Origin of the sequence: Halalkalibaculum sp. DA384, assembly GCF_043951955.1 — a bacterium.
GTDB lineage: Bacteria > Bacteroidota > Rhodothermia > Balneolales > Balneolaceae > JAMQKA01.
Map to the genome: position 1 here is coordinate 48,707 of NZ_JBINJE010000018.1, position 24,680 is coordinate 73,386.

21 protein-coding genes are annotated in these 24,680 nt (G+C 50.5%); 9 read left to right on the forward strand and 12 right to left on the reverse strand.

Translation table 11 applies throughout. The features are described 5' to 3' along the window. Positions 1-131: 131 nt before the first annotated feature. The gene (locus tag ACG2E4_RS11420) at positions 132-1,034 is read right to left on the reverse strand and encodes an alpha/beta hydrolase (RefSeq protein ID WP_395276637.1); all 903 of its coding nucleotides are present in this window, start codon (positions 1,032-1,034) and stop codon (positions 132-134) included. 132 nt (positions 1,035-1,166) lie between these two features. On the opposite strand from ACG2E4_RS11420, the gene ACG2E4_RS11425 reads away from it, so the two are divergent. Next, complete coding sequence (locus ACG2E4_RS11425; protein ID WP_395276638.1) at positions 1,167-3,560, forward strand: heavy metal translocating P-type ATPase; 2,394 nt, start codon at positions 1,167-1,169, stop codon at positions 3,558-3,560. Between the two features lie 42 nt (positions 3,561-3,602). Here the strand turns inward: ACG2E4_RS11425 and ACG2E4_RS11430 are convergent, their stop codons facing one another. The 8 genes from ACG2E4_RS11430 to ACG2E4_RS11465 all read right to left on the reverse strand — a co-directional run bounded on the left by ACG2E4_RS11430 (position 3,603) and on the right by ACG2E4_RS11465 (position 14,810). After that, positions 3,603-4,181 (reverse strand): hypothetical protein, encoded by a 579-nt coding sequence (locus ACG2E4_RS11430; RefSeq protein WP_395276639.1) that lies wholly within the window; start codon positions 4,179-4,181, stop codon positions 3,603-3,605. Positions 4,182-4,468: 287 nt separating this feature from the next. Further along, positions 4,469-6,145 carry a b(o/a)3-type cytochrome-c oxidase subunit 1 gene (locus tag ACG2E4_RS11435; RefSeq protein WP_395276640.1) on the reverse strand — a complete coding sequence of 559 codons (1,677 nt, stop codon included), beginning with the start codon at positions 6,143-6,145 and terminating at the stop codon, positions 4,469-4,471. Further along, on the reverse strand, positions 6,142-6,660 hold the full coding sequence (locus ACG2E4_RS11440) for a cytochrome C oxidase subunit II (RefSeq protein ID WP_395276641.1): 519 nt from the start codon (positions 6,658-6,660) through the stop codon (positions 6,142-6,144). The genes ACG2E4_RS11435 and ACG2E4_RS11440 overlap by 4 nt, the downstream gene beginning before the upstream one ends. A 16-nt stretch (positions 6,661-6,676) precedes the next feature. Further along, a complete protein-coding gene (locus ACG2E4_RS11445) occupies positions 6,677-6,898 on the reverse strand; it encodes a hypothetical protein (protein WP_395260294.1) in 222 nt (73 codons plus the stop codon). Positions 6,899-7,511: 613 nt separating this feature from the next. After that, positions 7,512-9,065, reverse strand: a complete 1,554-nt coding sequence (locus ACG2E4_RS11450) for an alpha-N-arabinofuranosidase (protein WP_395276642.1) — start codon at positions 9,063-9,065, stop codon at positions 7,512-7,514. Between the two features lie 211 nt (positions 9,066-9,276). Beyond that, on the reverse strand, positions 9,277-10,950 hold the full coding sequence (locus ACG2E4_RS11455; RefSeq protein WP_395276643.1) for a DUF885 family protein: 1,674 nt from the start codon (positions 10,948-10,950) through the stop codon (positions 9,277-9,279). A 229-nt stretch (positions 10,951-11,179) separates the two neighbouring features. Further along, a complete protein-coding gene (locus ACG2E4_RS11460; protein ID WP_395276644.1) occupies positions 11,180-13,495 on the reverse strand; it encodes a DPP IV N-terminal domain-containing protein in 2,316 nt (771 codons plus the stop codon). Positions 13,496-13,760: 265 nt separating this feature from the next. Continuing rightward, positions 13,761-14,810, reverse strand: coding sequence for an aldose epimerase family protein (locus ACG2E4_RS11465; RefSeq protein WP_395276645.1), 1,050 nt, complete (start codon positions 14,808-14,810; stop codon positions 13,761-13,763). Positions 14,811-15,165: 355 nt separating this feature from the next. Here ACG2E4_RS11465 and ACG2E4_RS11470 point away from each other — a divergent pair, with 355 nt between their 5' ends. From ACG2E4_RS11470 to ACG2E4_RS11505, 8 genes are all read left to right on the forward strand, one after another. Then, entirely contained in the window at positions 15,166-15,651 is a 486-nt protein-coding gene (locus tag ACG2E4_RS11470; RefSeq protein WP_395260285.1) for a TIGR00725 family protein, read from the forward strand. Positions 15,652-15,958: 307 nt separating this feature from the next. After that, a complete protein-coding gene (locus tag ACG2E4_RS11475) occupies positions 15,959-16,336 on the forward strand; it encodes a BlaI/MecI/CopY family transcriptional regulator (protein WP_395276646.1) in 378 nt (125 codons plus the stop codon). 2 nt (positions 16,337-16,338) lie between these two features. Next, positions 16,339-18,294 carry a TonB family protein gene (locus tag ACG2E4_RS11480; RefSeq protein WP_395260281.1) on the forward strand — a complete coding sequence of 652 codons (1,956 nt, stop codon included), beginning with the start codon at positions 16,339-16,341 and terminating at the stop codon, positions 18,292-18,294. Between the two features lie 214 nt (positions 18,295-18,508). After that, positions 18,509-18,700 (forward strand): energy transducer TonB, encoded by a 192-nt coding sequence (locus ACG2E4_RS11485; protein ID WP_395276664.1) that lies wholly within the window; start codon positions 18,509-18,511, stop codon positions 18,698-18,700. A 228-nt stretch (positions 18,701-18,928) separates the two neighbouring features. Beyond that, positions 18,929-19,786, forward strand: coding sequence for a carboxypeptidase-like regulatory domain-containing protein (locus tag ACG2E4_RS11490; protein ID WP_395276647.1), 858 nt, complete (start codon positions 18,929-18,931; stop codon positions 19,784-19,786). 354 nt (positions 19,787-20,140) lie between these two features. Beyond that, positions 20,141-20,809, forward strand: a complete 669-nt coding sequence (locus ACG2E4_RS11495; protein ID WP_395260277.1) for a CDP-alcohol phosphatidyltransferase family protein — start codon at positions 20,141-20,143, stop codon at positions 20,807-20,809. A 74-nt stretch (positions 20,810-20,883) separates the two neighbouring features. Then, complete coding sequence (locus ACG2E4_RS11500) at positions 20,884-21,066, forward strand: PspC domain-containing protein (RefSeq protein WP_395260275.1); 183 nt, start codon at positions 20,884-20,886, stop codon at positions 21,064-21,066. A gap of 106 nt (positions 21,067-21,172) precedes the next feature. Continuing rightward, positions 21,173-22,021 carry a hypothetical protein gene (locus ACG2E4_RS11505; RefSeq protein ID WP_395276648.1) on the forward strand — a complete coding sequence of 283 codons (849 nt, stop codon included), beginning with the start codon at positions 21,173-21,175 and terminating at the stop codon, positions 22,019-22,021. A 16-nt stretch (positions 22,022-22,037) separates the two neighbouring features. Here the strand turns inward: ACG2E4_RS11505 and ACG2E4_RS11510 are convergent, their stop codons facing one another. The 3 genes from ACG2E4_RS11510 to ACG2E4_RS11520 form a co-directional block, all read right to left on the reverse strand. Beyond that, positions 22,038-22,892 carry an SDR family oxidoreductase gene (locus tag ACG2E4_RS11510; RefSeq protein ID WP_395276649.1) on the reverse strand — a complete coding sequence of 285 codons (855 nt, stop codon included), beginning with the start codon at positions 22,890-22,892 and terminating at the stop codon, positions 22,038-22,040. Between the two features lie 137 nt (positions 22,893-23,029). Further along, complete coding sequence (locus tag ACG2E4_RS11515) at positions 23,030-24,220, reverse strand: thiolase family protein (RefSeq protein ID WP_395276650.1); 1,191 nt, start codon at positions 24,218-24,220, stop codon at positions 23,030-23,032. A 35-nt stretch (positions 24,221-24,255) separates the two neighbouring features. Beyond that, positions 24,256-24,606, reverse strand: a complete 351-nt coding sequence (locus tag ACG2E4_RS11520) for a four helix bundle protein (protein WP_395260268.1) — start codon at positions 24,604-24,606, stop codon at positions 24,256-24,258. Positions 24,607-24,680 lie beyond the last annotated feature (74 nt).

Sequence of the window (24,680 nt, forward strand, 5' to 3'; positions counted from 1 at the left end):
CTCTCAACAATTCAATAATTCAACAATTCAATAATTCAACAATTCAATAATTCAACAATTCAATAATTCAACAATTCAATAATTCAACAATTCAATAATTCAACAATTCAACAATTCAACAATTCAATAATTCAATCTATGAGCTCCCTGCTTCGCATCCAGTTCTCGCAAAGGGTGGTCCACGTCGACAGTTCCGGGTCGTCCGGGGCCAGTCCGAAACCGTGGGGACCGTCCTCAAACAGGTGCATTTCCGCCGGTACCTCATGTTCCAGCAGTGCCTCATAAAACTGCAGGCTGTTCTGCACCGGCACCGCGGTGTCGTTCGTGCCGTGGATGATAAAGGCGGGCGGGGTTTGCCCGGTCACCTGTTTTTCATTGGAAAGGTACTCCACCAGTTGACGGTCCGGGTCGTTGCCCAGAAGGTGCCGGCGAGAACCCTGGTGCGTGTAGTCCATCTGCATCGTCACAACGGGATAAACAAGGACCATGAAATCGGGGCGAGAGGACTGGCGCTCGACCGAATCCGCGGCACGGGGATCCCCCATGTCAAAATGCGTGCCGGCAGTAGATGCCAGGTGTCCCCCGGCCGAAAACCCGAGAATACCCAACTTATCTTTCTGTACGCCCCATTTATCAGCATGGGCGCGAACCGTTCGGATGACTCGCTGTGCATCATTGAGTGGGGATGGATGGTGATAGCGCATTCCAAGCCGGTATTTTACGACAAAGGCCGCCACTCCCTGCTCATTCAGCCAGCGGGCCACTTTATATCCCTCCTTTTCCATCGCAAGGTGCGCGTACCCTCCACCCGGAAAGATCACAACCCCGGTTCCGTTTGCACTCGATTTTTCTGGAAGAAAGACCGTCAGGGTGGGGTTATCCTGGTCGGTTTCCCCTTCGGCATTGGGTACGCCCCCGGGCCACAACATCAACGTTTCATCAGCACCGTCCTGCGCTGTTACCGGAGAAGCAACCACCCAAAAAGCCAGCAGCATTATCCATCCCGCTATGCCCGATATTTTTTTGAAATCCATCCTCATACATTTTTATTAACATTTGATTCGGTTAACAGTAACTATATCATTGGTCATCTACAAATTCAGGAATGGATGTGATGATCAAAGCCTTTATTTTTGTAAAAGTCCCAATTTTCAATACCGTCATGCATGAATAATCATTGTACGCTTTGCGATCTTCCCCTGCCCGAATCTCCTTTTACGGATAAAGAGGTCGAGGGGCGATTTTGCTGTTCAGGATGTCTCAGGGTTCAGCAACTTTTGCGGGATCTGGATACCGAGCAGGCGCAGAAGGTGCGGGAAGAGGCCGCCCGGCGCAAAAAAAAGGAGCGTTATGCAGAAGCACCACCCGACTCCTGCCGGGAGGCGTTTCTAAAAGTCAGCGGCATGCACTGTACAACGTGCGAGTCTTTTATCGAGACCCTGGCAAAACGCCAACCCGGGGTTTACAAATGTGAGGCCAGCTACGCTACCGAACTGGTTAAAATTTATTACGATCCCGACATGCTGACCGGGGAGGACCTCCCCCCTCTCTTCAGCCGAATGGGATACCGGGCGCGCCCGGTGGAAAGTGAACACCGGGAAGATGAGCTAAACACGATTGCAAGCCTGGTGATCGGCGGATTTTTCAGCATTATTGGGCTAGTGATTTATGTACTTTTCCTGTATCCCACCTACCTCAACGGAGAAAGCATCATGCCCCTGACCACGGCAGAAAAGCTGTTCTTCGTATCGAATATTTTTGTGATGAGCTCTTTTGTACTCTTCTATACCGGGTTTCCCATATTGCGTGGGGCATGGGTATCGCTTTCGGTTGCGAAGCCGAATATGGATCTGCTTGTTGCCATTGCTGCTCTCAGTGCCTACCTGTACAGTACCGGGGCACTGCTGACCGGAACAACAGAAGTATATTTTGACGTGACAATGGCGATCGTTATGGTGGTGTCAATCGGGCAGCATTACGAAAACCAGATAAAAAGGAGTAAAAACAAGCTGCTGTCCCAGTTGATGGAAAAGAGAATCAGGCGGGCCCGGGTCCGGCGAAACGGGACCATTGCCTCGGTCGCCATCCAGGAAGTCCGCCCGCAGGATCAAATCATCGTAAAGGCCGGGGAACGGATTCCGCTGGATGGCGTGGTGGTTGAGGGACAAGGAGTGGTAAATGAAGCACTTATTACCGGAGAGTCAAAGCCGGTCTCCAAACATACCGGGGATGACGTGCTCAGCGGTACCATCCTGACCCAGAACGCACTCACTATTGAGCCGGGTTCCACCGTAAAGAGCACTATCGAACAGATGATTCGCCTGATGTGGGATATACAGGCCGGCCGGTCCGGGAAACAGCGAATTGCCGACCGCATTGCTGCGTATTTTGTGCCTGGCGTACTGGTACTGGGGGCCCTCACCTTTGCATACCACCTTTCGATGGGAATGGGATCGACCGCCTCCCTTCTTTCTGCCCTGGCTGTACTGGTTGTATCCTGTCCCTGTGCCCTGGGCCTGGCAACCCCGCTGGCGGTGGCATCAGGCCTCAGGGAGGCGCTAAATGAAAAAATAATCATTAAAACGGGCTCCGTTTTTGAAGGCCGGGAAATGCCCCGCATCCTTGCGCTGGATAAAACCGGAACGCTGACGACCGGCCAGATGCAACTCCTCGATAAAGGCACCGAACCCGCCGCTCTCCGGTACGCGCAGGCCATTGAACAGTACTCCTCGCACCCGCTGGCCAAGGCAATCGCCGGCCAGGCCGGGAAAATCGACCTTCCGGTGGATCACTTTCGCAGCTACTCTTCGGGCGTAAGCGGCATTGTCGAAAACCGGGCAGTACATATTGGCAAGCCGGAATGGCTCCGGGAGCAGTCGGTACATATTTCTGTGGAAAATTGGGAGAAAATAACCAGGGCCCGCAAAAACGGCTACGTACCGGTTGCCGTTGCCTGGGAGGGACGTATACGGAGCATCCTGGTTGTAGGAGATCAACTGCGCGCGGAGGCGCCTTCACTGGCAGCCACCATAAAAGCGGCGGGCATTGACCTCGCAATCATTACGGGCGACAGCGAGGAAGCTGCTCGTCCCCTCAGGCAAAAGCTGGATCCCGACTTTTTATTTACAGGTGCGCGTCCCGAATCCAAAACAGAAATTGTCCGGAAGTTATCCAGTTTCGGGACCGTGGCCATGGTGGGAGATGGCAGCAACGATGCCCTGGCCCTGGCTGAAGCCGACCTCGGCATCGCATTTGGTGATCTTACAGCTATCGCTGCCGAATCAGCTCAAATCGTAATTCCGGGAGATCGCCTGGAACATATTTTTTCCGCCTTTATGGCTATAACCCTGACCAAACGGCGAATTCGGCAAAACCTGGGATGGGCGTTTCTCTATAACATCACGACTATTCCTCTTGCCGTAGCCGGGCTAATCAACCCGCTTTTTGCCGCACTTGCAATGGCAGCCAGCAGCTTGCTGGTAGTGACGAACTCATCGCGCAGCATGAAACTGAGAGGAGATTGGGAAGGGCAGAGCCGCCGTGGCGACACCACGACTTAAGCAAGATTATCCACCCGAAGCCTCAATTTTGAGCAGGCCACATCACTGGTCATAGCGTACCGGGATCGGCCCGAGATTCAGACTGAGATGCTCTTCAGTCCCGGCCGAATCTGACCTCTGCGAGACTCTCAAAAACAGGCGATCCGGGATATCCCCGTTGGGGACCTCCCATCTTTCAGTTACCTCCGACACCTCCCCTTCGCGAAGGCTGCTCCACTCCAGCACGCCCCGGCCTGCCAGCACCTGTCCACTTCTCAGCAGCAGGCTGTCAAGCTCAACCTGGTATTTTTCAGCTTCCGCAGATGTTGAAGCACTCAAGATTAAGCTGAACTCCCAGCTTGCCGGGCTGACATCGACACGCATCTCCTTGAGGTGCAGGGCATACAGGGAATCAGCCCCGACAAAAAGGGTGTCGCCTTCTACATATTCCTTAGCCGATTCTGTCGTTTGAACCTGCGCTTCTGCCGGTTCCTCGGCGCCCCAAAATTGAACTTTTAATAAATTGAAAAGCGTTGAAAGTTCAATCAGGACGGGAATGCCGACGGCTACGACAATAAGCACGCGCAACCACACTTTTTTAGAACGACCCGATTCATTATTTGAGGAAGAGGCATCTTGCATAGACTATCTTTAACCGGATTCTGCATGTTGGAATTCCATCTATCGAAGCAAAAAGTGACAACGCTGACAGGTTGAACGGAGCCGCACTTCGCCTTTGCTCCTATCCCATCAAATGCCGACTCAAGAACGGAAGCCATTTTAAAAAAAACCACAAGCCGGAAAGAGCTTTTTTATATTCACATCCCAAACACAGATTTTACGATAGGCAGAGCCCTTTCCAAACAAATGGAATTCCTCCAGTTCTTCCTGTTGTTGCCGTGAGAAAACGATCACTCTCATGACCGGGATCAAGACGGCCGGGGCAGGGCACCCGGCGAAAAGAGCCCATCCTGAACCATTTCGAACAATGGGAATGAGTACGCCAGAATAACCAGCAGAATAGCCAATCCCAGCCAAAGCTTTATATTATCCAGCACCGCCGGCGTGTGCTCGGGACCCGAAAGCGGTTCCGGGATATGATCGTTCACCGGTTGATCCGACTTTTCGCCGGCCATCCAGGAAGCGGTGATCACCCACAGGAAGAGGATCAGCGAGATAAAGAGAATGGTACCTCCAATGCCAATCTGCCACTTCATTTCTGCAATCGTCCCAAATACGGCTTCAAACTCAAACCCGGTGTATTCCGGTTCGGCAGTGCGGCGCGGGATGCCGGCCAGACCCGCCCGGTGCATCGCATTCGACATTAGCGTCATTCCCAAAAACCATGTATAGGGTTGAATCAAGGCGAGTGTTTTAAACTTCAGCTTTCGGCCTGTCAGCTGGGGTATCAGCCAGTAACTGATCGCCATAAAGGTGAGCGCCACCGCCGTACCGACCGTCAGATGAAAATGACCGGGCACCCAGAGCGTGTTGTGAATAAGCAGGTTGATATTCATGGAGGCATTGATCATCCCGCTGAAGCCACCGGCGGCAAACATGATGCCTGCCAGTGCGCATCCCGCGAAGGCCGGACTGTCCCACGGCAGTTTACCGATCCATGCCAGGTAGCCCTTCCCCCCGCGCTGTCGTGCGCCGTGCTCCATGCTCGCAACCACGGTAAACAGGGTTATAAGGCTCGGAAGGAGCAGAAGCAGCGTGGTAGCCATGGCATAAAACTTAAATCCCACTGAAATACCGGGATCCGCATACTGGTGGTGATATCCCACCGGCGTCGACAGGATCAGGAAGATGACAAACACAACCCGCGTCATGGAGTCACTAAACAGGCGTCCCCCCGACAGTTTTGGCAGTATGGCATACCAGACGTAGTAGGCCGGAAGCAGCCAAAAATAAACCACAGCGTGACCAAAATACCAGAACAATGTACGGGGCAGCAGGGGATCAATCTCGGTAACCCAGCCCAACGACCATGGAATTAAAAGGACCAACACTTCCAGCGCCACCCCGATGGTGCATACATACCACATCAGCATGGTAAACAGTGCCATAAAGGTGAGAATGGGAATTCGTTCTGAAGGGTGGCCTTTTCTCCATTTTAGATACGACCGGAACCAGTCGGCTCCCGCCATCCAGGATCCAACAATCACGAAAACCAGGCCGAAATAAAAGAGCGGATGTGCCTGCAACGGCGGGTAAAAGGTATAAAGCACGGCTGCACGGATTGAGCTGCCGGGTACGAGTCCCCCCAAAATTGCAACTGTGGCCATCACCAGCCCAACGACCATCAGCCAGAACCAGGACCAGGTAAACGCCATATTCTCAGGCTCTCGCTCCAGGCTTCGCGTGACACCCCAGACAAAAAGACCGGCAATAAAAAAGGTGGTAAAGATGATGGCCAGAAGCACACCATGGCCGGTCAACAGCGTATAATATTCACCAGAATTAAAAAAGCCCCTGAACATATTGGTACGGTGAAGGGCCTGTACAAAACCGAAAAAGCCCCCGATCGCCAGTGCAATAAATGCTACAATGAAATTTGCCTTCGCAACCTTTGCTGCCTTGGGATACTGTTGTAAGAATGTCATTGTACAAGATAATTTTCGTCAAACTCAGATTGAGGAACTACGTTGATCTTACCTTCCATTACATGGTGAGCCGGCCCGCAGTACTCGTTGCAGACGATACCATAGGACGCGGGTTCAGGGAAAATAGTAGTAAACCTTGCCACCTGGCCGGGAATGGTCATCGTATTTAAATTTGTCCCTGCCACCTCGAATCCATGAAGTACATCCGGGCTGGTAATATAGAAGGTAACTTTGGCGTTGGCCGGAACTGTGATCGGCTCGCTGGTCCCCGGTATAAAGGCAAACTGTATGGTTTGCACATATACTTCATACTCCGTAACCCCGTTCTTGGTCACTTCCCTGACACCGGGGTTGTCAAACGGTGTGCCTCCGAGATCCTGGGGATCCAGCGTCTCACTGGCACCGATAACTTTCAGGTCCATGACTACAAATCCATAGACCACCGTTGCTATGAAAAAAGCGATCACCACAAACGACAGTTTAATCCAAAACCGTTCAAACTTGTGTATATGCATAGATATTGATGATTTGTTAATTCATGATGGACGGGCTGTTCCCTGCGAATTCCACAAAATACATGAAGATCCACATAAGCACGATGATGACAAAATACAGGAGGACCAGCGTAAGGGTTCCGGTAGGCTGAAACTCCTCGAGGGAGATCTCCCGTTCAATTTCTGGATTCCCAATCTCTCCCGCATCAGTGCCTTGCTGTTTTTCCGGTTCGCCCGGAGTAGTTTTATCTTTACTCATAAGGCTTTCTTTTTTTAACACTTCAATTACAAAACATGCCAGAAGGGCGTTTATCCCATTAATTGTTAAGTCTTTACGCAATTAAGTACACAACAAATAAAAGAGCAAATAGTCTGACTTAATTAGATCGATTTTTTATAGCAAATTTGAAATCACGGGAATGTTATCCACATATCCAGCGCTGGCGCATTGAAAGACGCCTGTAGTCTTTAACAAAATCCGGTTTTCGGATGCATAAATGAGTCACCACTGCAGTAAACGACCGTCTGCAAGAGCGCTCTGGCAATAACCCTCACAATAATGTATGCAAAAATCATGTCCCCTGATGGCAGGCAGTATCTAACATCATATGTATTACCGAACTTTTTAGTTGACAGGGTGTAAAGCGCTGCGAGATTTGCCCTTCAACTGCGTTAAAGGGAACATCACCGGCTCAACGTACATAGCTGCGTCTTCGCTGCCATTCCCCCTTTGCCTTGCTGAAGAACAAATTTCGTGGTGAAATCCAGGTTAGTGCCTACGGTGTTGCAGACTCTCAACAGTTCCAAAAAAATAAAAAGGCCGAATTCACATTACCTGTCAACCCGGCCTCTCCTTTTGTATTTTGATGCACTTACTGCAGGCCAAACACCACAATTGAACGGGGAGGAAGTGTCATACTAACTGTGCCGTTGCTTATTGTCGCATCGTCAAACATCACCGGCGATACATTGTCGGGGTCCTCAAACGTGTTGACCGCATTGATTTGGTCTGCCGTTAGCAGGCGTCCGGGAATAATTCGATCAATATCTGTTCCCCGCAGATCAAATGTTATCTCCTGGGATTCGCTGGCATGCGTGTTGCTGGCCGTGATATGAATTACCCCTTCTTTATTGCGGGAGACCGTGGTGCTGATCGCAGGTATGCTCTCCCCGTCGTAGCGGTAATCGGCAGAGGTTACCTTGACCGGTAACAGCGTGGCGTCATGATGCACTTTGTACATGTGAAATACGTGATAGGTCGGTGTTTTTATCATTCGGGGACCGTCCGTCAGAATCATCGCCTGCAGTACATTGACGGTTTGTGCAATATTGGCGATGCGCACCCGGTCGGAGTGAGCATTGAGAATATCCAGGCTGAGCGAGGCGATCAGCGCGTCGCGCATGGAATTCTGCTGATAGAGAAACCCGGACCTGGAACCGGGAAGCGGATCCGTCCACACGCCCCATTCGTCAACCGCCAAGGCCACTCTTTTTTCGGGGTCATATTTATCCATCCGGGTAGCGTGCCCTTCAATATATCGATCCAGCTCCAGGGAGGCTTTCAGCCCTTCAAAGTACAGCTCTTCCCCAAACCCGGTGGAAGGGCCCTTGTTTTCCCAGCTGGGTCCGGGAACGGTATAATAGTGCAGGGAAATCGCATCCATCATATCATTGGCTTCGCGCATCACCGTCTCCGTCCAGTCATATTCAGCATTCGACCAGCCGCTGGCAATTTTATACAGCTCATTTCCACTGTAGTCCTTGGCGTAGGTCTGATACCGGCGATACAAGTCTGCGTAATAGTCGGCCGTCATGTTGCCTCCGCATCCCCAGCTTTCATTCCCGATCCCGAAAAATTTGATCTTCCACGGCTCCTCGCGGCCATTCTGCCGGCGAAGGTTCGCCAGATCGCTCTCCCCGGCGTAGGTCATGTATTCAACCCAGTCCTGCATCTGTGCCGGCGTGCCGCTGCCTACATTCGCCGATATGTAGGGCTCGGCTCCCAGCAGTTCGGTCAGTCGAAGAAACTCGTGGGTTCCGAAACTGTTATCTTCGGTAACCATGCCCCAGTGAGTGTTCACGGTTTTGGGCCGTTCCGAACGGGGACCGATGCCATCTCTCCAGTCATATTCATCTGCAAAACAGCCGCCCGGCCAGCGGATATTGGGGATTTCCAGCTCCTGTAGTGCTTTCAACACATCGGTACGATACCCCTCAGTATTCGGGATATCTGAATCCTCCCCAACCCAAATACCTTCATATATTCCACGGCCGAGGTGTTCTGAAAACTGGCCGTAGATATGCCGGCTAATGGTGTATTCGCCCTGATCGGCGTTGACAATAACCCTGTTCTGCTGGGCCACCAGCGAACTAGTACACAGAAAAAGGAATACCAGCAAAGATCTTATGATTTTTCCTGCAAGCATAGTCTTTGGTTTATAAATTAAAAATTGAAGTCATTTGTTTACTTGATTGTACAAGCACGAATTAACAGGCATTGGACGTTTAAAACCGGTTTTAGCCCACTATCGATTTTTTTGCACTACCAACACGCTGCTTTTGCCAATGATTCTCAAAGATAACTTACTGAACATCGATTCACCATGAAAATTCAGGTTACTCATCTCGTTGCAAGCCTTATTCGAGGTTGGAATAAAACCGCCAGTTTGTTTTAAAATCTTTCGGAGGTTTTTCCCCGGTCAGTATGGCTTTGACCATCTCAATCGGCATGGCCCCGTTTCGGAGAATCCGGTTGTGAAACTCTTTGACCGGCATATCCCCGTCTCTGACCAGGCTGTTGTAGAGCGAGCGAATCTGAAGTCCACCCAGCAGGTAGGCTGCCTGGTACAGCGGCGGATACGTTGAGGCGAACGACCGCCGCACTTCCGCTTCGGCATTGGCCCGTTCGTGGCCCACTTTTTCCACCAGGAAATCAATCGCCTCCTGTGGACTCATCTCCCCGAGATGGAAGCTCAGTGAAAAAATGATGCGGGCACACCGGTGCATCCGCCAAAACAACATTCCTATGCGATCTTCCGGGGAATCGGGAAACCCCATGTCATACAGCTGCAGCTCCCAGTACAGGGCCCATCCCTCGATCCAAAATGGCGTATAGAATGCCTCTCGGTGCGTGTTGTAGCGATCCATCATGAAGCCCTGCAGATGGTGTCCGGCGATCAGCTCGTGATGTACAGTGGCTTTCGAAAAATGGGGATTATTTCCGCGCATGCTCATCAATTTATCTTCCTGGGCCATCGTATTGGTGGGATACGAAATCCGTATCACCCGCCCACCCAGGAAAAACGGGTTAATCAGCTGGCGTTCGGGACTCATCATCTCCATGTCCCATGTCTCCTTTGCCAGCTCGGGAATGGTCAGCAGTTCGCGCTGCTCCAGGAACTCAATAGACTCAACAGCCAGGTCATAGATCATCTCCGGCTGCCCTCCGGGCGGAACATACGTTTGCTTTACATGCTCCAGGGCGGCGTGCCAGTCGTCCCCGAAACCGAGCTCACGGGAAGCCTTGAGCATCTCTTCCATACACCAGGCATATTCCCTGTTCGCCAGCTCAACCAGCTCGGACGGTGTGTACGGAATCATCTCGTAATCCAGCAGCTGCTGCAACTTTTCAGCGCCCACGGGCGTGCCGATAATACCACTCCCGTCATCCCGGTGCGACTGATCCACCCTCCATTCTTCCAGGAAGGTAATGTAATTGGCCAGCGTGGTATCGACATTTTCGTACGATTTTTCGCCCCACCAGGTCACATCGGGATCGTACCCATCGTAAAATTGGTAGACATGCTCAATCGTCTCATGCAGGTTTTCCGCAATCTCAGCGGCACGGCGCGACTGTGCCGGAGCCAGGCGTCCCTTCTTCTGAACCGCATCCCGGTTGTCACGGATCGATTCAGCAAGCGCGTGCATCTGCCCGGCAAACCACTGCCCTTCCAGGTTCTCCCCGATACTCCGTTTTTGCTGGAGTTCTGCGATAATATCCGCAAATTTCAGTGCGTAATCGACCTCACCATATGTCAACTGGTCCTGCCGAACCTTCTCCAGATCTCTGCGGATATCGCGCCGCAGCAGGATAAAATCCACGGCCTCCTGCACGTTCAGTGCCTCGTAGTCAATACCTGCAAGCCGCGCCAGCCACTGCCTGTAAAACCGCTCCATCCGACCGTAATAGACCGGTGATTCCTCCAGCGCATAAGCCCGGTCCATGCTTTCGGTATCGGCTTCATACTGCCTTACCAGTTCCGCAACCTGGTTTGAACTGGCCGACTGCCCCATAACATTTGAAGCCAACATTGCCAGGAATATGAGAGTAACCGAAATTCGCATCTTTATCCCGCTCCTTTCAAGATTTGGTTTTAAATTTCAACCTGGATCAGCTGATTTCAGAACCATCAAATTCAACCATTGTAGCTGTCCCAAAATTCAGGTAATGTGGTTGTAAATAACCCAGTGATGGTTCTCATCAGAGATTGCCAATCTTGTTTTCGCACTTACGATGTTTTCAACACCACCCTTCCCTCAGTCATTCCGATGCGTAATGCCAGACCGGCTCTGCGCCCATCAGGTGTTCCACAAAATAGTTCCAGCGTTTGATTGTAAAATAGTTGTTCTCACCGCCCAGGCCGTGCGTTTTGTTTGGCATAATCAGCATATCAAAATTCTTGCCGGCTTCAATAAGTGCATTCGCCATCATGTAGGTCTCTGAAGGATGAACATTATCATCCATATCACCATGTACGAGTAACAACTTTCCCTCCAGGTTGCCTGCCAGGTTCAGGTTTGACTGCTCCTCGTAGTGGGGGCCGGCCGGGTAATCCATGTAGAGCTCCGGCCACCACGCTTTTGCCACGCGGTGGTCGTGATTTCCAGAGGAAGAAACCGCCACTTTATAAAATTCCGGGTATTTCAGGATCGCCCGTGCCGCATCATATCCCCCGGCCGAGTGTCCATAGATGCCCACGCGACTTGTATCCATATAAGGATATCGTTCCGCCAGTTCGCGAATTGTCTTTATATGGTCGGGTCCCCCAATATCTCCCAGGTTTTTCCACGAATAGTCCTGGAACCGCTTTGATCGGCCGGCGGTGCCAAGTCCATCCACATTAATGACAATAAAGCCCAGTTCGGCCAGTGGCTGATCACTGTTGCGGTAGCCTCCCGCAAAGCTTTTGGGCGTACGCACCGCCTGCGGACCCGAATAGGTTCCGTCAATCACGGGATATGACTTATCGGGATCAAAATTGGATGGACGGTAGATCACCCCGTAGATGTCGGTCTTCCCATCGCGCGCCTTGAGTTTAAACGGTTCGGGATACTGCCACCCGGCAGCCTGCAGATCTTTGATATCGGCTGTCTCAAGGTCCATCACCTTACTCCCGTCGGCGGTTCGGCGCAGCACGGATCGCGGTTTCATATCCACGCGCGAAAAATTGTCCACAAAATACTGGTGATCAGATGAGAACGTAATATCATGCGTCGCCCGCTCCGGGGTCAACAATTGCAGATCCGAACCGTCAAAATTGACCCTGTACAGGTGCTCCAGGTAGGGATCCCGGTCCGATTCCCTTCCGCCAGCCGTAAATAATATTTGCCGGTTGTCACGATCGATATGCTCAATATCATATACGACAAACTCACCGCTCGTCACCTGCTGTTTTACCTCTCCGCTGTTCAGGTCGTACAGGTAGATATGATTCCACCCATCCCGCTCCGACAGCCATATGACTTCTTCCGTCTCCGGCAATATCTCCAGGTGTATTTTATTGGGATCCACGTAGGTATCGCTCACCTCACGAAATACCGTATCGACTTTCCCGGTTTCGGGATTGGCCTCCAGCAGTGTGGCGGAACCGTACCCCCGTTCGTGTATCAGCATGTGCAGTTTGTTGCTGCCCTCCCCGTACCATCGCCACTGGCCGGCGATAATATCGTCATACGGGCCGACCTGCAGCCGTTTTTGTGCTCTTGTTTTGACATCAAAGACAAAGGGAACCTGTGTTGCCACGCTGTCTTCACCGGGTAGTGCGCGATAATAGGAATAGGACCGGGCACGGAATCCCTCCCCGGGGACATTTTGCAGCAGGTACATCTTTCTGGCCTTAGTCAGGTCCAGTTTGTGAGCGACCAATTTTTGGGAATCCTCTGACCATGACACGCTGAGTCTAAGCGGTTCCCGCTCTCCCTCGGTTGGCCCCTCCCGCTTTTTCCAGGCCCAGGGCAACGATGCCCCATACACCTGTTTCCCGGTGCCGTCGTCCGTCAATTGAAACGTGCGGCCCGACTTGTTGTTTTTAAGCCAAAGGTTGTACTCTTTTCGGGTGACCGTCCACCGGCCGTCCGGCGACTCAGAAAGCAGCCGCTCTGATACCCAGTCGGGATCGTCTGTCGCGGGAGCTTCCACCTCCCGGATATCAAGTGTCTGCAGATCGACTCTCCACGTTTGATTACCGGCTTCAAACGTCATCACCCGATCAGCATGCCGGTATTCCAGCTCCTCTAGCGGAAGGTCATACGGATCCAGTTTCTTATCCAGCAGCTCTGAAAGTCCGCGGGCAATGGCAACGTGATCAAACAGAGGCTTTTTTAACTCATTTTCGGCATCCACCAGAACATATTCCGTTCCGCGCCGGGTATCCAGTTCATACCAGAACACCGGGGTTCTGTCATCCCAGCGGGGATCGACCTCCGATCGGAATACCAGGGTATCCACATTTTCCCACAGGAACCGGTTGGCCCGCTCGTAATCGGCTTTCGTAACCGTTTGTCCCTGAACGGCCGTTGCAAGGACCATTCCCGCTAGGATGAAAGCGGTTACTGATTTGGCTGGCACTTTTATCATTTGGTCAGATTCGGTTTAGTCTCATCCTGTTTATACTCGATATGATCTGGCCCCATTCCTGTTCTCCCAGCTCGACTTAATCTCGGTCAATTTACAGAACCTGAAATCAAAAAAACCAGGGATATTTCCATCATCAGTATCTATCCGGGGAAGTAACCATTACCCCAGGCAGCATCTTTCTAACGTGCCATAGCCCTGCTGGCCAGTCTGTAAATGCGTTGTAAAACCGGGATACGGCATTTTTTACCAACCCCACTTACGCTGATTATTCGCGTACCGAAAACCTGTAGATTGTGGTCGTATGATAGGTATCCCCCGGTTTCAAAATAGTGGATGGAAAATCGGGTTCATTGGGAGAGTTGGGAAAATGCTGGGTTTCCAGGCAGAACGCCGCATGCCGCTGATAAGCAGTGCCATCGGATCCGGTCAGACTACCATCCAGGAAATTACCGGTATAAAACTGGACACCCGGTTCCGTTGTCAGAACCTGCATCTGTCGCTGCGTATCGGGATCAAACACCGTTGCTACGGTGCGGAGCGAATCCTGGGGTCCGTTGAGCACAAAGTTGTGATCATATCCCCCGCCTTCGACCTCATCAATACGGGAGCCGATGGCCTGGGGCTCAGTAAAGTCAAATGGCGTTTCCTCCACCGAGGCAATTTCACCAGTCGGTATCAGTCCCTCGTCTACGGGTGTATAATGATCGGCATGCAGGGTCAGCACGTGGTCGAGGATCGTTGTCGAGGGATCCCCTGAAAGGTTAAAATAGCTGTGATTCGTAAGGTTCACCGGCGTTGCCTTGTCGGTGGTTGCCTCATACTCAATTTTCAACCCGTTTTGGTCGGTCAGCGAATAGGTTACGGCGACCTCCAGGTTTCCGGGATATCCCTCTTCTCCATCTTCACTCAGATAGCTGAGATGCAGCGAACCATCTACGACCTCCGCCTCCCAGAGTCGCTTGTCAAATCCCTGCTCCCCGCCGTGCAGGTGGTTTTCGCCATCATTTCTGGCCAGCTCGTAGGTGGTTCCATCAAGCGAAAACGTTCCTCCCGCAATACGGTTACCATACCGACCGACAATGGCCCCGAAGTAGGGATGCCCGCCCAGGTATTTCTCCAGGGAGTCAAACCCCAGTACCACGTTGGCGCTGGCACCGTCCGCATCCGGAACCCGGATAGCGGTGACGATACCTCCGTAATTAATGATATCGGCCTCCATCCCGTGAGCGTTGGCGAGGGTGAACTGGTAGACCTCCCGTCCATCTTCCAGAGTTCCGAACAGTTCTTTGGTTATTGAAGGAGCAGCTTCACTCATATTATTTTCTGATTTTTTCTGGTTTGTACAGGATATAATGAGGAGGGCCGCAAAAAAAAGAGATAGAAACCGCGGCCAGTATAGAAACCGGTTCTTCTGATACATGGTAGAATAATTTTTCATGGTTGTTGATATTCCCATATCGCAATAATAATGTACAGGGCAAGTGGTTGAGCTGTTGATATCCCAAGTAAGTTGTTCAAAAGATTATAAATAAAATTTTTATTTGGAAGGATAAAGATCAATTTGTTTAAAGGGTGTTGCAAAACACCGGTTTTTCAGCACCCTCTGTCACTTACCCTGGCGTTTCTTCGTATTGGTGGAATCCTGTTAAACAGTAATCAAATTTTGAATCATGGCAAAAACAATTATCGGTGTTATGGGACCCGGCGACGCACCGCCGGAGGTTCTCGACGCCGCCACGCAACTGGGACAGCTGATTGCAGCTGAAGGCTGGGTACTGCTGACCGGTGGTCGCCGGGCTGGGGTAATGGATGCTGCATCCCGCGGGGCGAAGGAAGGCGGCGGGCTGACGGTTGGCGTGCTCCCCACTGGCGATCGTTCAGGCATGTCGCCCAGCATAGATATACCCATCGCTACCGGCATCGGCAGCGCGCGTAACAATGTAAATGTACTGACCTCGGATGTCGTTATCGCCTGCGGTGTGGGGATGGGCACCATCTCAGAAGTGCTACTGGCCGCCAAAGCCGGTAGAAACGTGATTCTGCTCAATCAATCAGAGGCCTCTGCCACTTTTCTTAAACGGTTCGATTCGCCCTGCTTCCACTTCGCCTCCACCCCCGGTGATGCTGTTTCCCGAGCACGAGAATTGCTGCGATAAATAGCCGGAGGCTGGTATTCCCTCTATCCTCGGAATATCTCCAACAAAAAGCTGTATCATGAGCCGTCCGTATCCTGCAACACTGGATGGGCGATTCAGATGCAAGGATCCAGGAATCTTTCCTTTGAAACCGTTCTGGCAGGCACCCTCGGTCCTATCGCTGAATAACAGTTTACAACCACCGGAATAATGGGTATTCCTGCTTACTCCTCCACTAAATCAACAAGCCAATTTGACATTTACCCTAATACTATTATATTAGTATTAACTCAGTAGTAAAAAAATCACCAGAAAAAAACAGCCCGTTATGAAAAAATCACTGACTCCGCTTGGAGAAACTGAAATGGAAGTACTGCACCATGTCTGGGAACTGGAGGAAGCCACCGTAAAGGAGGTACAGGAACGGATCCTGGAATCCCGCGAGGTGGCCTACACCACCATCATGACCGTCATGAAAAACCTGGCCGACAAAGGGTATCTTAAATATCACAAAGATGGGGTCAGGTACGTATACCGACCGGCCCAAAAACCGGAATCGGTGCAATCCAGCCTGGTCCGGGACCTGATCTCCAAGGTATTCAAGGGATCGCCGATGGAACTGGTGCAGACGCTGGTAAAAAGTGAAGAGCTCTCCGATGAAGAGCGGAAAGAGATCCGGAAAATGATTGATGACATGGAGGACTAGCCATGACAGAACTGACAAGCCTCGTTACTGAATGGGGACACCTCAGCCTCGACAGATTCTGGTTCCCACTGCTCATCTGGAGCCTGTTTGCACTGCTGGTTCACCTGTTATTGAAGTGGAAAGAGCCGCGAGAAGTACTCTACCAGTATCACCTGCGGGTGGCCCTTGTGTCGGGCATCCCGATCGGAATTCTGGCTTCTTTTCCCATAGGCTGGCTCAGTGGCCTTTTTACGAAATCCCCTGAGGCCGCGGGCCAGTTTTCCTTGCTGGTATTGCAAAATCCCATCGTTGTATCCAGCGCCACAGCGGGTCCCGCCAATTCAATCGCGTGGGGCGATCCCTATCTTTGGATTGGATTGGTGACATCCATAACAGCGTTCATCTGCCTGGTCATGCTGGCACGTACAGGATGGCATTATTCCCGGATCACCCGGTTTGCCCGAACCCTTGATACAACCAACCTGCGGGGACTGGCCCTGTTAAATGCAGAAGACCACAAGTTTGCCAACTCTATTTACAAAACAGTCTCCGTAGCTTATTCTAATGATACGGAGATTCCCTTCACCTTTGGCTGGCGCGCGCCGGTTATCATCATTCCAGGTTTCCTCAAAAGAGAGCCCGAAAAATGCCGGATGGCGATCCGCCACGAGCTGATGCACATCAAACGCGGTGACTTCCTGGTCAACGGTTTCATGACGGTGATGAGATCGCTGCTCTGGTTTCACCCGCTCATTCATGCCTACGATCGGGAGATCAAGGAAGCCCGGGAAATATCCTGCGATTCCGACGTACTCACCGATCAGACAATATCCCGGAAAAAGTACGCCCAGCTGCTGTTTGAGCTCGCTCCCCGTCAAGAGGCCTATGCCCGGCAACTGGTAAGCATGTCCGTAAACAAATCCACACTCCAAAAACGCATCAAGACCATGACAACCTTTAATAACACCTCCCGGCCGTTCAAGAAAAGTATAATCGTAAGCCTGGCGCTGCTGCTGGCAGTATCCGGAATTATTGCGTGTAGCGATCTCCAGGATAATGGTATCACAAACAGCGAATTACAACAAACCCAGGCCCAGATACAACATCTTGAAGGGGAAAAGCAGCCCCTGTATATCATCAGAGAAGATACTGATCTGGATGGTACTTACGATACAGAAGAATTTGCGACAACCGAGGAAAGTCAAAAAATAAGCAGGATTAAGGGAAAATATATTAAGGCGTTAAATGTATACAAGGGAGAACAGGCCATAGAAAAATATGGACAACAAGGCGCTAACGGAGTTGTAATCCTTAATTTATTGAACAAAGAAAAAGCTTTCTCAGATCTGAAATCTCCAGACGAAGTTCAGCAACCGCAGAAGGCGGAAAAGGAATTCTTTGTCGTTGTGGAGCAGATGCCCGAGCTCAAAGGCGGATTGACCAGTCTTCAGCAATGCGTGAATTATCCGGAAGAAGCGCGCAGGGCGGGTATCGAAGGCCGCGTAATCGTGCAGTTCATTGTAAATGAGCAAGGGAATGTTGAAAGCCCCCAAATAATACGAGGCATCGGCGGCGGAGCTGATGAAGAGGCTATACGCTGTGTTAAAACGGCCCAGTTTGAGCCGGGCAAGCAACGCGGCAATCCTGTGCGTGTACAGTATTCTTTGCCCATCACTTTTAAACTGCCCGCTTCCGAGACAGAAACAAATTCCCCAATAAATGTTGAACAAATGGAGGTAAACCATCAGCAGCTTGAGTTGGTTAACCTCACCCGTAAAAATGGCTCTATTACTGCCCAAGTAGTCGATAAGGAAACCCGAAATCCAGTGCCCGGTGCTAATGTGATTATTAAAAATACATCCATCGGTGCAAGTACGGACGATGAAGGGATATTTACTCTTGATCGACTACCAAATGAACAGGACCAAATTGTGATCTCACATATACGGTATGAGCCGTGGGTAATTAACTTATACTAATTTTTTTGATAGTTAGGTAATCTAGTAGAATAGCATTGACTGGGCATCACCTTACTAATCGAAACCGGGCAGGTGCTCTTGACGTGTTCTGGTTCCCGACCGTTATCTGGAGCATAGTGGCCGCTCTTGCCTGCTGGGGATTGCGGGCCGGGCCGGACACCACGCAGAAAAAAATTTTACCACCGTTGATCAAATGCCGAAACTCAAAAAGGGAATGCGGCCATTACAACTATGCATCACGTATCCCGATGAGGCTCGCACGTCTGGTATTCAAGGCCAGGTTGGTGTTCGGTTTGTCGTTAACAGGCAGGGATTGGCGGAACATCCCGAAATTATCCATGGAATTGCAGAGGGGCTGACAGGGAGTCTCTCCGGTGTGTTAAGCAACTTACATTTGAGCCCGTAATTCAAAATGGTGAGCCCGTGCGCGTTCAATATGCCATGCCAATCACATTTTCCCTGCATAATAAAGACAAGTCGAAACCTGTTTCCAATACAACGATCTCTCGAGCTGATACCACCAACTGGGGACCAACATTAACTGTTACAGGATATGGCGGCAATGAACCCGACCCCACCATCGCTGTGGGAGTTGCCGATTCAGTGGACCTAACACAACCAATAAATAACTGACTTGTTCGACCTTATAAATACCGGAAGCTGGGGACTGCAAACATTCTTGCAGGTCTTTGTGCTGTGGATGGTGCTCGCCGCGATAACCTGGGCTTCGCTGACCTTTTACAAGAACAGAACGTGGTTTACGACCCATTCCAACCTCCGTATAGCACTGCTGGTCGCAATCCCGGCAACCCTTCTCATTTTATCAGGAATGATGTTTTTGGGAGATAATATCTCAACGCCAACAAAAAAATCAGCGCAGATTCGCTACATCACCAGCCCGGTCATGCTGGTGGCAGATACCGCAGATACACCCTCATTTGAGTGCATAAACACCGAACAGCACCAGTACAGTGACAGCACCAGACCCAAAGTGATTGTACAATTTGATCTCCAGTATAGGAGCGGTCCTGAATCCTTTCGAATTCTGAAGGGAATCGAAGGAGCCATCGACGAGCAGGCCCTGCGCTGCTTCCGGCAGATTCGCTTAACACAGATTGGAGCTGATCAGCAATCAAGGCGGGTGAATTATGCCATTCCTGTGGAATATGAACAATTGACACAGGAACGGGCCCATTTTGACAACAGAGAGAACGGCCCGGCATTTATAGAAACCGATAAGCTGCCCGGCAAAAACCTGGCACTCCAGGTAAATGCACATGAAAAACCCGGCGTAATTTCCGGAAAATTGCTACATGGAGACCCCAAAAAGCCGCTGCCCAATGCAGATATCGTGCTCAAAGGCACGCAAACGTGGACTGTGACCGACGAGGAGGGGGAATTCTTCCTGGATAATCTGCCGTCCGGCCTGCAGCAGTTCGATGTCAATTATCTCGGCCACACCATCGGGCACATGCAGATACGAGTAAACTAGCGCCATGTCGACCATAATAATTCAGGTTTGCCGGAACGCAGATGGCACGGATACTGCGGATAGACCGCAGGGTAGGTGTTCCAACAGTCCCTTCAAATGATCTGTCCCTGCAAGTATCAGCCTGATTGGTGGTAGCCGCGTTCTGCCAGTTACATCCGAAATCCGGGATTTGACACGACACCATTGTTTTTACCGGCTGACAACTGTACTAATTCTTCCCCAACCTGTCTCGCAGCTTGCAAATTCATCATTTATTGTAAAAAGTGGGACTATAAAGGTTCTTCTTTTTTTATTTTATTTAGATGAACCCATATTAAGATCTACTTGTATCTTATAATATTACAACGGCTTAGTGTGAATATACTTGCATATGGTGTGCATCTGCTAACGGCTGTCGGAGCGGCACTGGGATTATGGGCAATCATTTTAATTTATGATGGCTACTTTCAATGGGCGTTATGGATATTGGCCCTTTCGGTGCTCATTGATGCGGTCGACGGAACGTTGGCCCGTGCAACCAACATAAAAACCGAGGCACCAAAAATCGATGGAGCGTTGATGGATAATATCATCGATTTTATTATCTGGACTATAGCTCCTCTTCTCTGGGCATATGCCGCTTTACAGATTCCACCCTGGATTTTGCTGGCCTGCGCCCTGAGCAGCATCCTCGGGTTTTCGAACACCCGGGCCAAAACGTCCGACAACTTTTTTCTTGGCTTTCCCTCCTACTGGAATATCGTCGTTTTTTATCTTTTCCTGCTTGATCTTCCCACCGCTTTTTCTTCCGGTATTTTGCTGCTTTTCGCCGCTGGTACGTTTATGCCCGTAAAATTCATCTATCCAACCAAAACAGCCCGCTTTAAAAAGTGGAACATTATGCTGGGAGGATTGTTTTTCATACAGATGCTGTTGCTGCTCTACTTTTTTGATGATTCCTCCCCATTTTTGATCTACAGCTCTTTTTTGTACCCTGTTTATTATTTTGGTTTATCTTTTTACCTGAACCTCGAAAAGAATTGAAACAAAGACCGAAACCATACGTAAGGAAAGCTACAACGGCTTACAAAACAACTAACGATTATCTTTATCTTCTTATGGGAGCACGACTATCCAAATCCAGAACAGACAAAATGATTGCCGGCGTATGTGGTGGAATAGCTGACTATCTCGGCTGGGACCCTACAATTGTACGTATTATATTCGTAGTGCTAACCGTGATGGGATGGGGCAGTCCTGTTTTACTCTATTTCATTCTTGCTCTAGTCATGCCCGACTGACCGCCGGATCCTCCCCGCTGTTCCGCAAGAAGCAGGCTCTTCAGTTGAAATTCAACCGGTATTTGCGGATAATGGCTTTTTCAGAGCCCAGCTAAGCAATACCACTATGAAAATCGGAATTATTGGAACTGCAGAGCGCGCTGTCGCGTGGGAAAAAAACATGGGACAGCATCCTTCTGTCAGTGAAGTGATTATCACGCGCTCGCTTGACGATCTTGGTACCGCCGACGCCTGCGTGATTATTGACGAATCCGATACCAACCTCGATACCCTGATGGAGGCGGTAAAAGCGGGTTATCACTGCTTCCTCGTTTCCAGGCTTCCCCGGAAGCTCCCAAATATTGAAAAAATATACCATGCATCCGAAGAGTCGAATGTCGCGGTTCAGTTCAGCCACTGGCCTTCTCTCGCGCCCGCTTCGCAATGGATGATCCAAAAAATTCAGAAGCCCCACTTTATCCAGATCATACGTGAAATCGGGCACACCGACTTCCTGGAACGCGACAATATTCCCTCCTACTACTGGATCGACGAACTTGCTTTTTGCATTAAATGGATGAAAGGGGCGATCCACCAGGTAGACGTCAACCAAACGAAGCAGGCGGGCCGCCTAGGTGGTGCCACCCATATTTTCCTGCGTTTCGAGAGCGGAAGTACGGCCAACATTTTTGTAAATACAGCCTCGCACAGAAATAACCATATCCGCATGGCCTCAGACGCCTCATACATTTTGGATTGCGACATCCTTGAACAAAAGGGACGTATCGGGAAGGTAAGCGACGGCGATCGTCTCTTTTTCCAGAAAAAACTATTTGACGCCTCCCGTTCTGCCGAACTGGCCTCGTCGCAATTCCTCAAAGCGATACAACTCAATAGACCTACTCCTTTTGGTGCTTATGACCTCTACCGTACACTGAAGGTTGTGGATAAAATTGGCAAGAAGCTGACTCTATAGTAGGTGGTACAGAATGTTATTCCGTTGACCTCATCCGGGCAAAAAACTTCTTCAGTTGGTCACGCGGTCCAAGCTGATCTATAAAGTTGAACTGCCCGGCTCCCAGCCGCTCTCCCCCGTCAATAGTGACGCATTCCCCTGTTATGTACACCGCCATATCCGACATCAGGAACGCAGCCAGATTAGCAAGTTCTTCATGCTCGCCGAATCTGCCAGCGGGAATTTTGGAGAGAAACGTTTCCACGGCATCTTCATCAGGCAGCAGTCTTGACCATGCTCCTTCGGTGGGAAACGGTCCCGGTGCGATGGCATTGAGCCTGATCCCGTAGGTGGCCCATTCATACGCCAGCGACCGCGTCATAGTGAGAACGCCCGCCTTGCCACACGCCGAGGGCAGCACAAAGGCCGATCCCGTCGATTCCGCATACGTCGTTACAATATTGAGGATATTGCCTTTCCTCTCGTTATCGATCAGGTAATTTCCAAACAGATGCGTGCAGTTAAACGAACCATGCAATACAATATCGACCACAGCTTTAAATCCGCCGGGCGTCAGATCCTCAGAAGCCGCTAGGAAGTTCCCGGCGGCATTATTTACGAGACCCGTCATCTCTCCAAAGTCATCAATAATACTGTGGATCATCTCTTTCACGCGGTCATAATCCCGGACATCCGCCACGTAATATTTCACCTCACCCTCCCCACTCTTTTCGATCTCTTTTACCGCATTTTGCAGCTTCTCTTCCGTGCGACCACAGATCGCAATATTGGCACCCAGGGAAGCAAACTTTTGGGCCATGCTTAATCCAAGACCGCTTCCCCCGCCGGTGATGAGGATGGTTTGATTTTCGAGTGTATCAGGAGTGAACATGGATTTTATAATTAGCCGATTATGCAACTACCAAATTCCAAAACTCAATCCTGAGTCATTTCGACCGTCAGGGAGAACTCTTCATGGATTCGAGTTCGATAGACATTGGAATTTAAAGTTTTATATTTAGATAATTCTTACCTCAGGTTTTCGAAGATTCCGGCCGCCCCCATACCGCCCCCAACGCACATGGTTACCATTCCGTAGCGGGAACCGCGCCGTTTCATTTCATAAAGGATCTGTGTACTAAGTTTCGCGCCGGTGCAACCGAGGGGATGTCCCATGGCTATGGCTCCACCGTTTACATTTACAATTTCAGGATCAAGGTCCAGCTCTCGAATGACGGCCAGCGACTGGGATGCAAAGGCTTCGTTCAGCTCTATAATGTCGATATCGTTTTTATTGAGACCGGTTTGCTTTAACACTTTGGGCACCGCCTCTACCGGGCCAATACCCATGATCTCCGGCGGCACCCCAGCCACAGAAAACCCGACAAACCGTGCCAGGGGTTCCAGTTCCAGCTCTTCGGCTTTCTCCCGGCTCATCACGATGACGGCAGAAGCAGCGTCGTTCATCTGCGAGGAGTTCCCGGCGGTTACGGTTCCCCCCTGTTTAAACACCGGCCTCAGGTTAGCCAGCGCTTCTTCGGAGGTATCTTTGCGCGGACCCTCATCCACCTCAAACAGGAAGCTGTTTTCTTCCATCTCACCATCAGCCGTGACCATCTTTTCGGTGACCTCAATCGGTACAATCTGCCCTTCAAAACGGTTTTCTTCCCATGCCTCAATCGCCCGCTTGTGGCTTCGGTAGGCAAAGGCGTCTTGGTCTTCCCGGCTGATCTCGTACTTCTCGGCCACATTTTCCGCCGTCAGTCCCATACTTATATAGACTTCCGGATAGTTATCCACCAGCTCGGGATTGGGTCGCAGCGTATGGCCGCCCATCGGCACCATCGACATGGTTTCGACGCCACCCGCAATGATCGCATCGGCGTTGCCGGCCATGATACGCTCGGCGGCCTGGGCAATGGTCTGCAGCCCGGAGGAACAGAACCGGTTCACAGTGGCGGCGGGCACAGAGGGCGGCAGTCCACCCAGCAATGCACACTGGCGAGCCACATTCATCCCCTGCGATGCTTCCGGGAAGGCACAGCCCATGATCACGTCATCCACCATCTCTGGCTTGAGTGAGGGCGCCCGCTGAAGCAGTGACTTGATCACTTCTCCCCCCAATGTGTCGGGATAGGTAAAGCGGAGTGATCCTTTGTTGGCTTTTCCGGTTGGCGTTCTGGCGGCAGCAACGATTACAGGCTCGTTTTTTTTAGTCATGGGGCGTGTGTCTTGGGTCGTGAGTTTTAGAGGCTTTATTCTAGTTTTTGGCTTAGCGAATAAATCATTTTTTGTAGTGTAGTTACTTCATCTAAGAGGTCCTTATTTTCTGATTCATCAATGAAATTTAGATTCTCAGCAATGATCAATTGGGTTTCCAATTCATAAGAGGATCCGTAAGCAATACTTAAAAAATGCTTGAACTGACTATTGGAACCTCTGCCCGCTCCTTCTGCAATATTTGAGCCGATTGAAACAGCACATCTTCTCAACTGGGAAACTAATCCATACTTTTCTTCATCCGGGAACTCAACAGTTACTTCGTATATCTGGGAAGCTAGTTCTACAGCCCGTTTCCAAATATCCAAATTTTTAAATCGATTCATAGCCTATGTGATCTTAAGTTAGGTTTAACACCTAATAAATCCCTTTCGAGCAGAATCCTTACAAAATTTTTTTA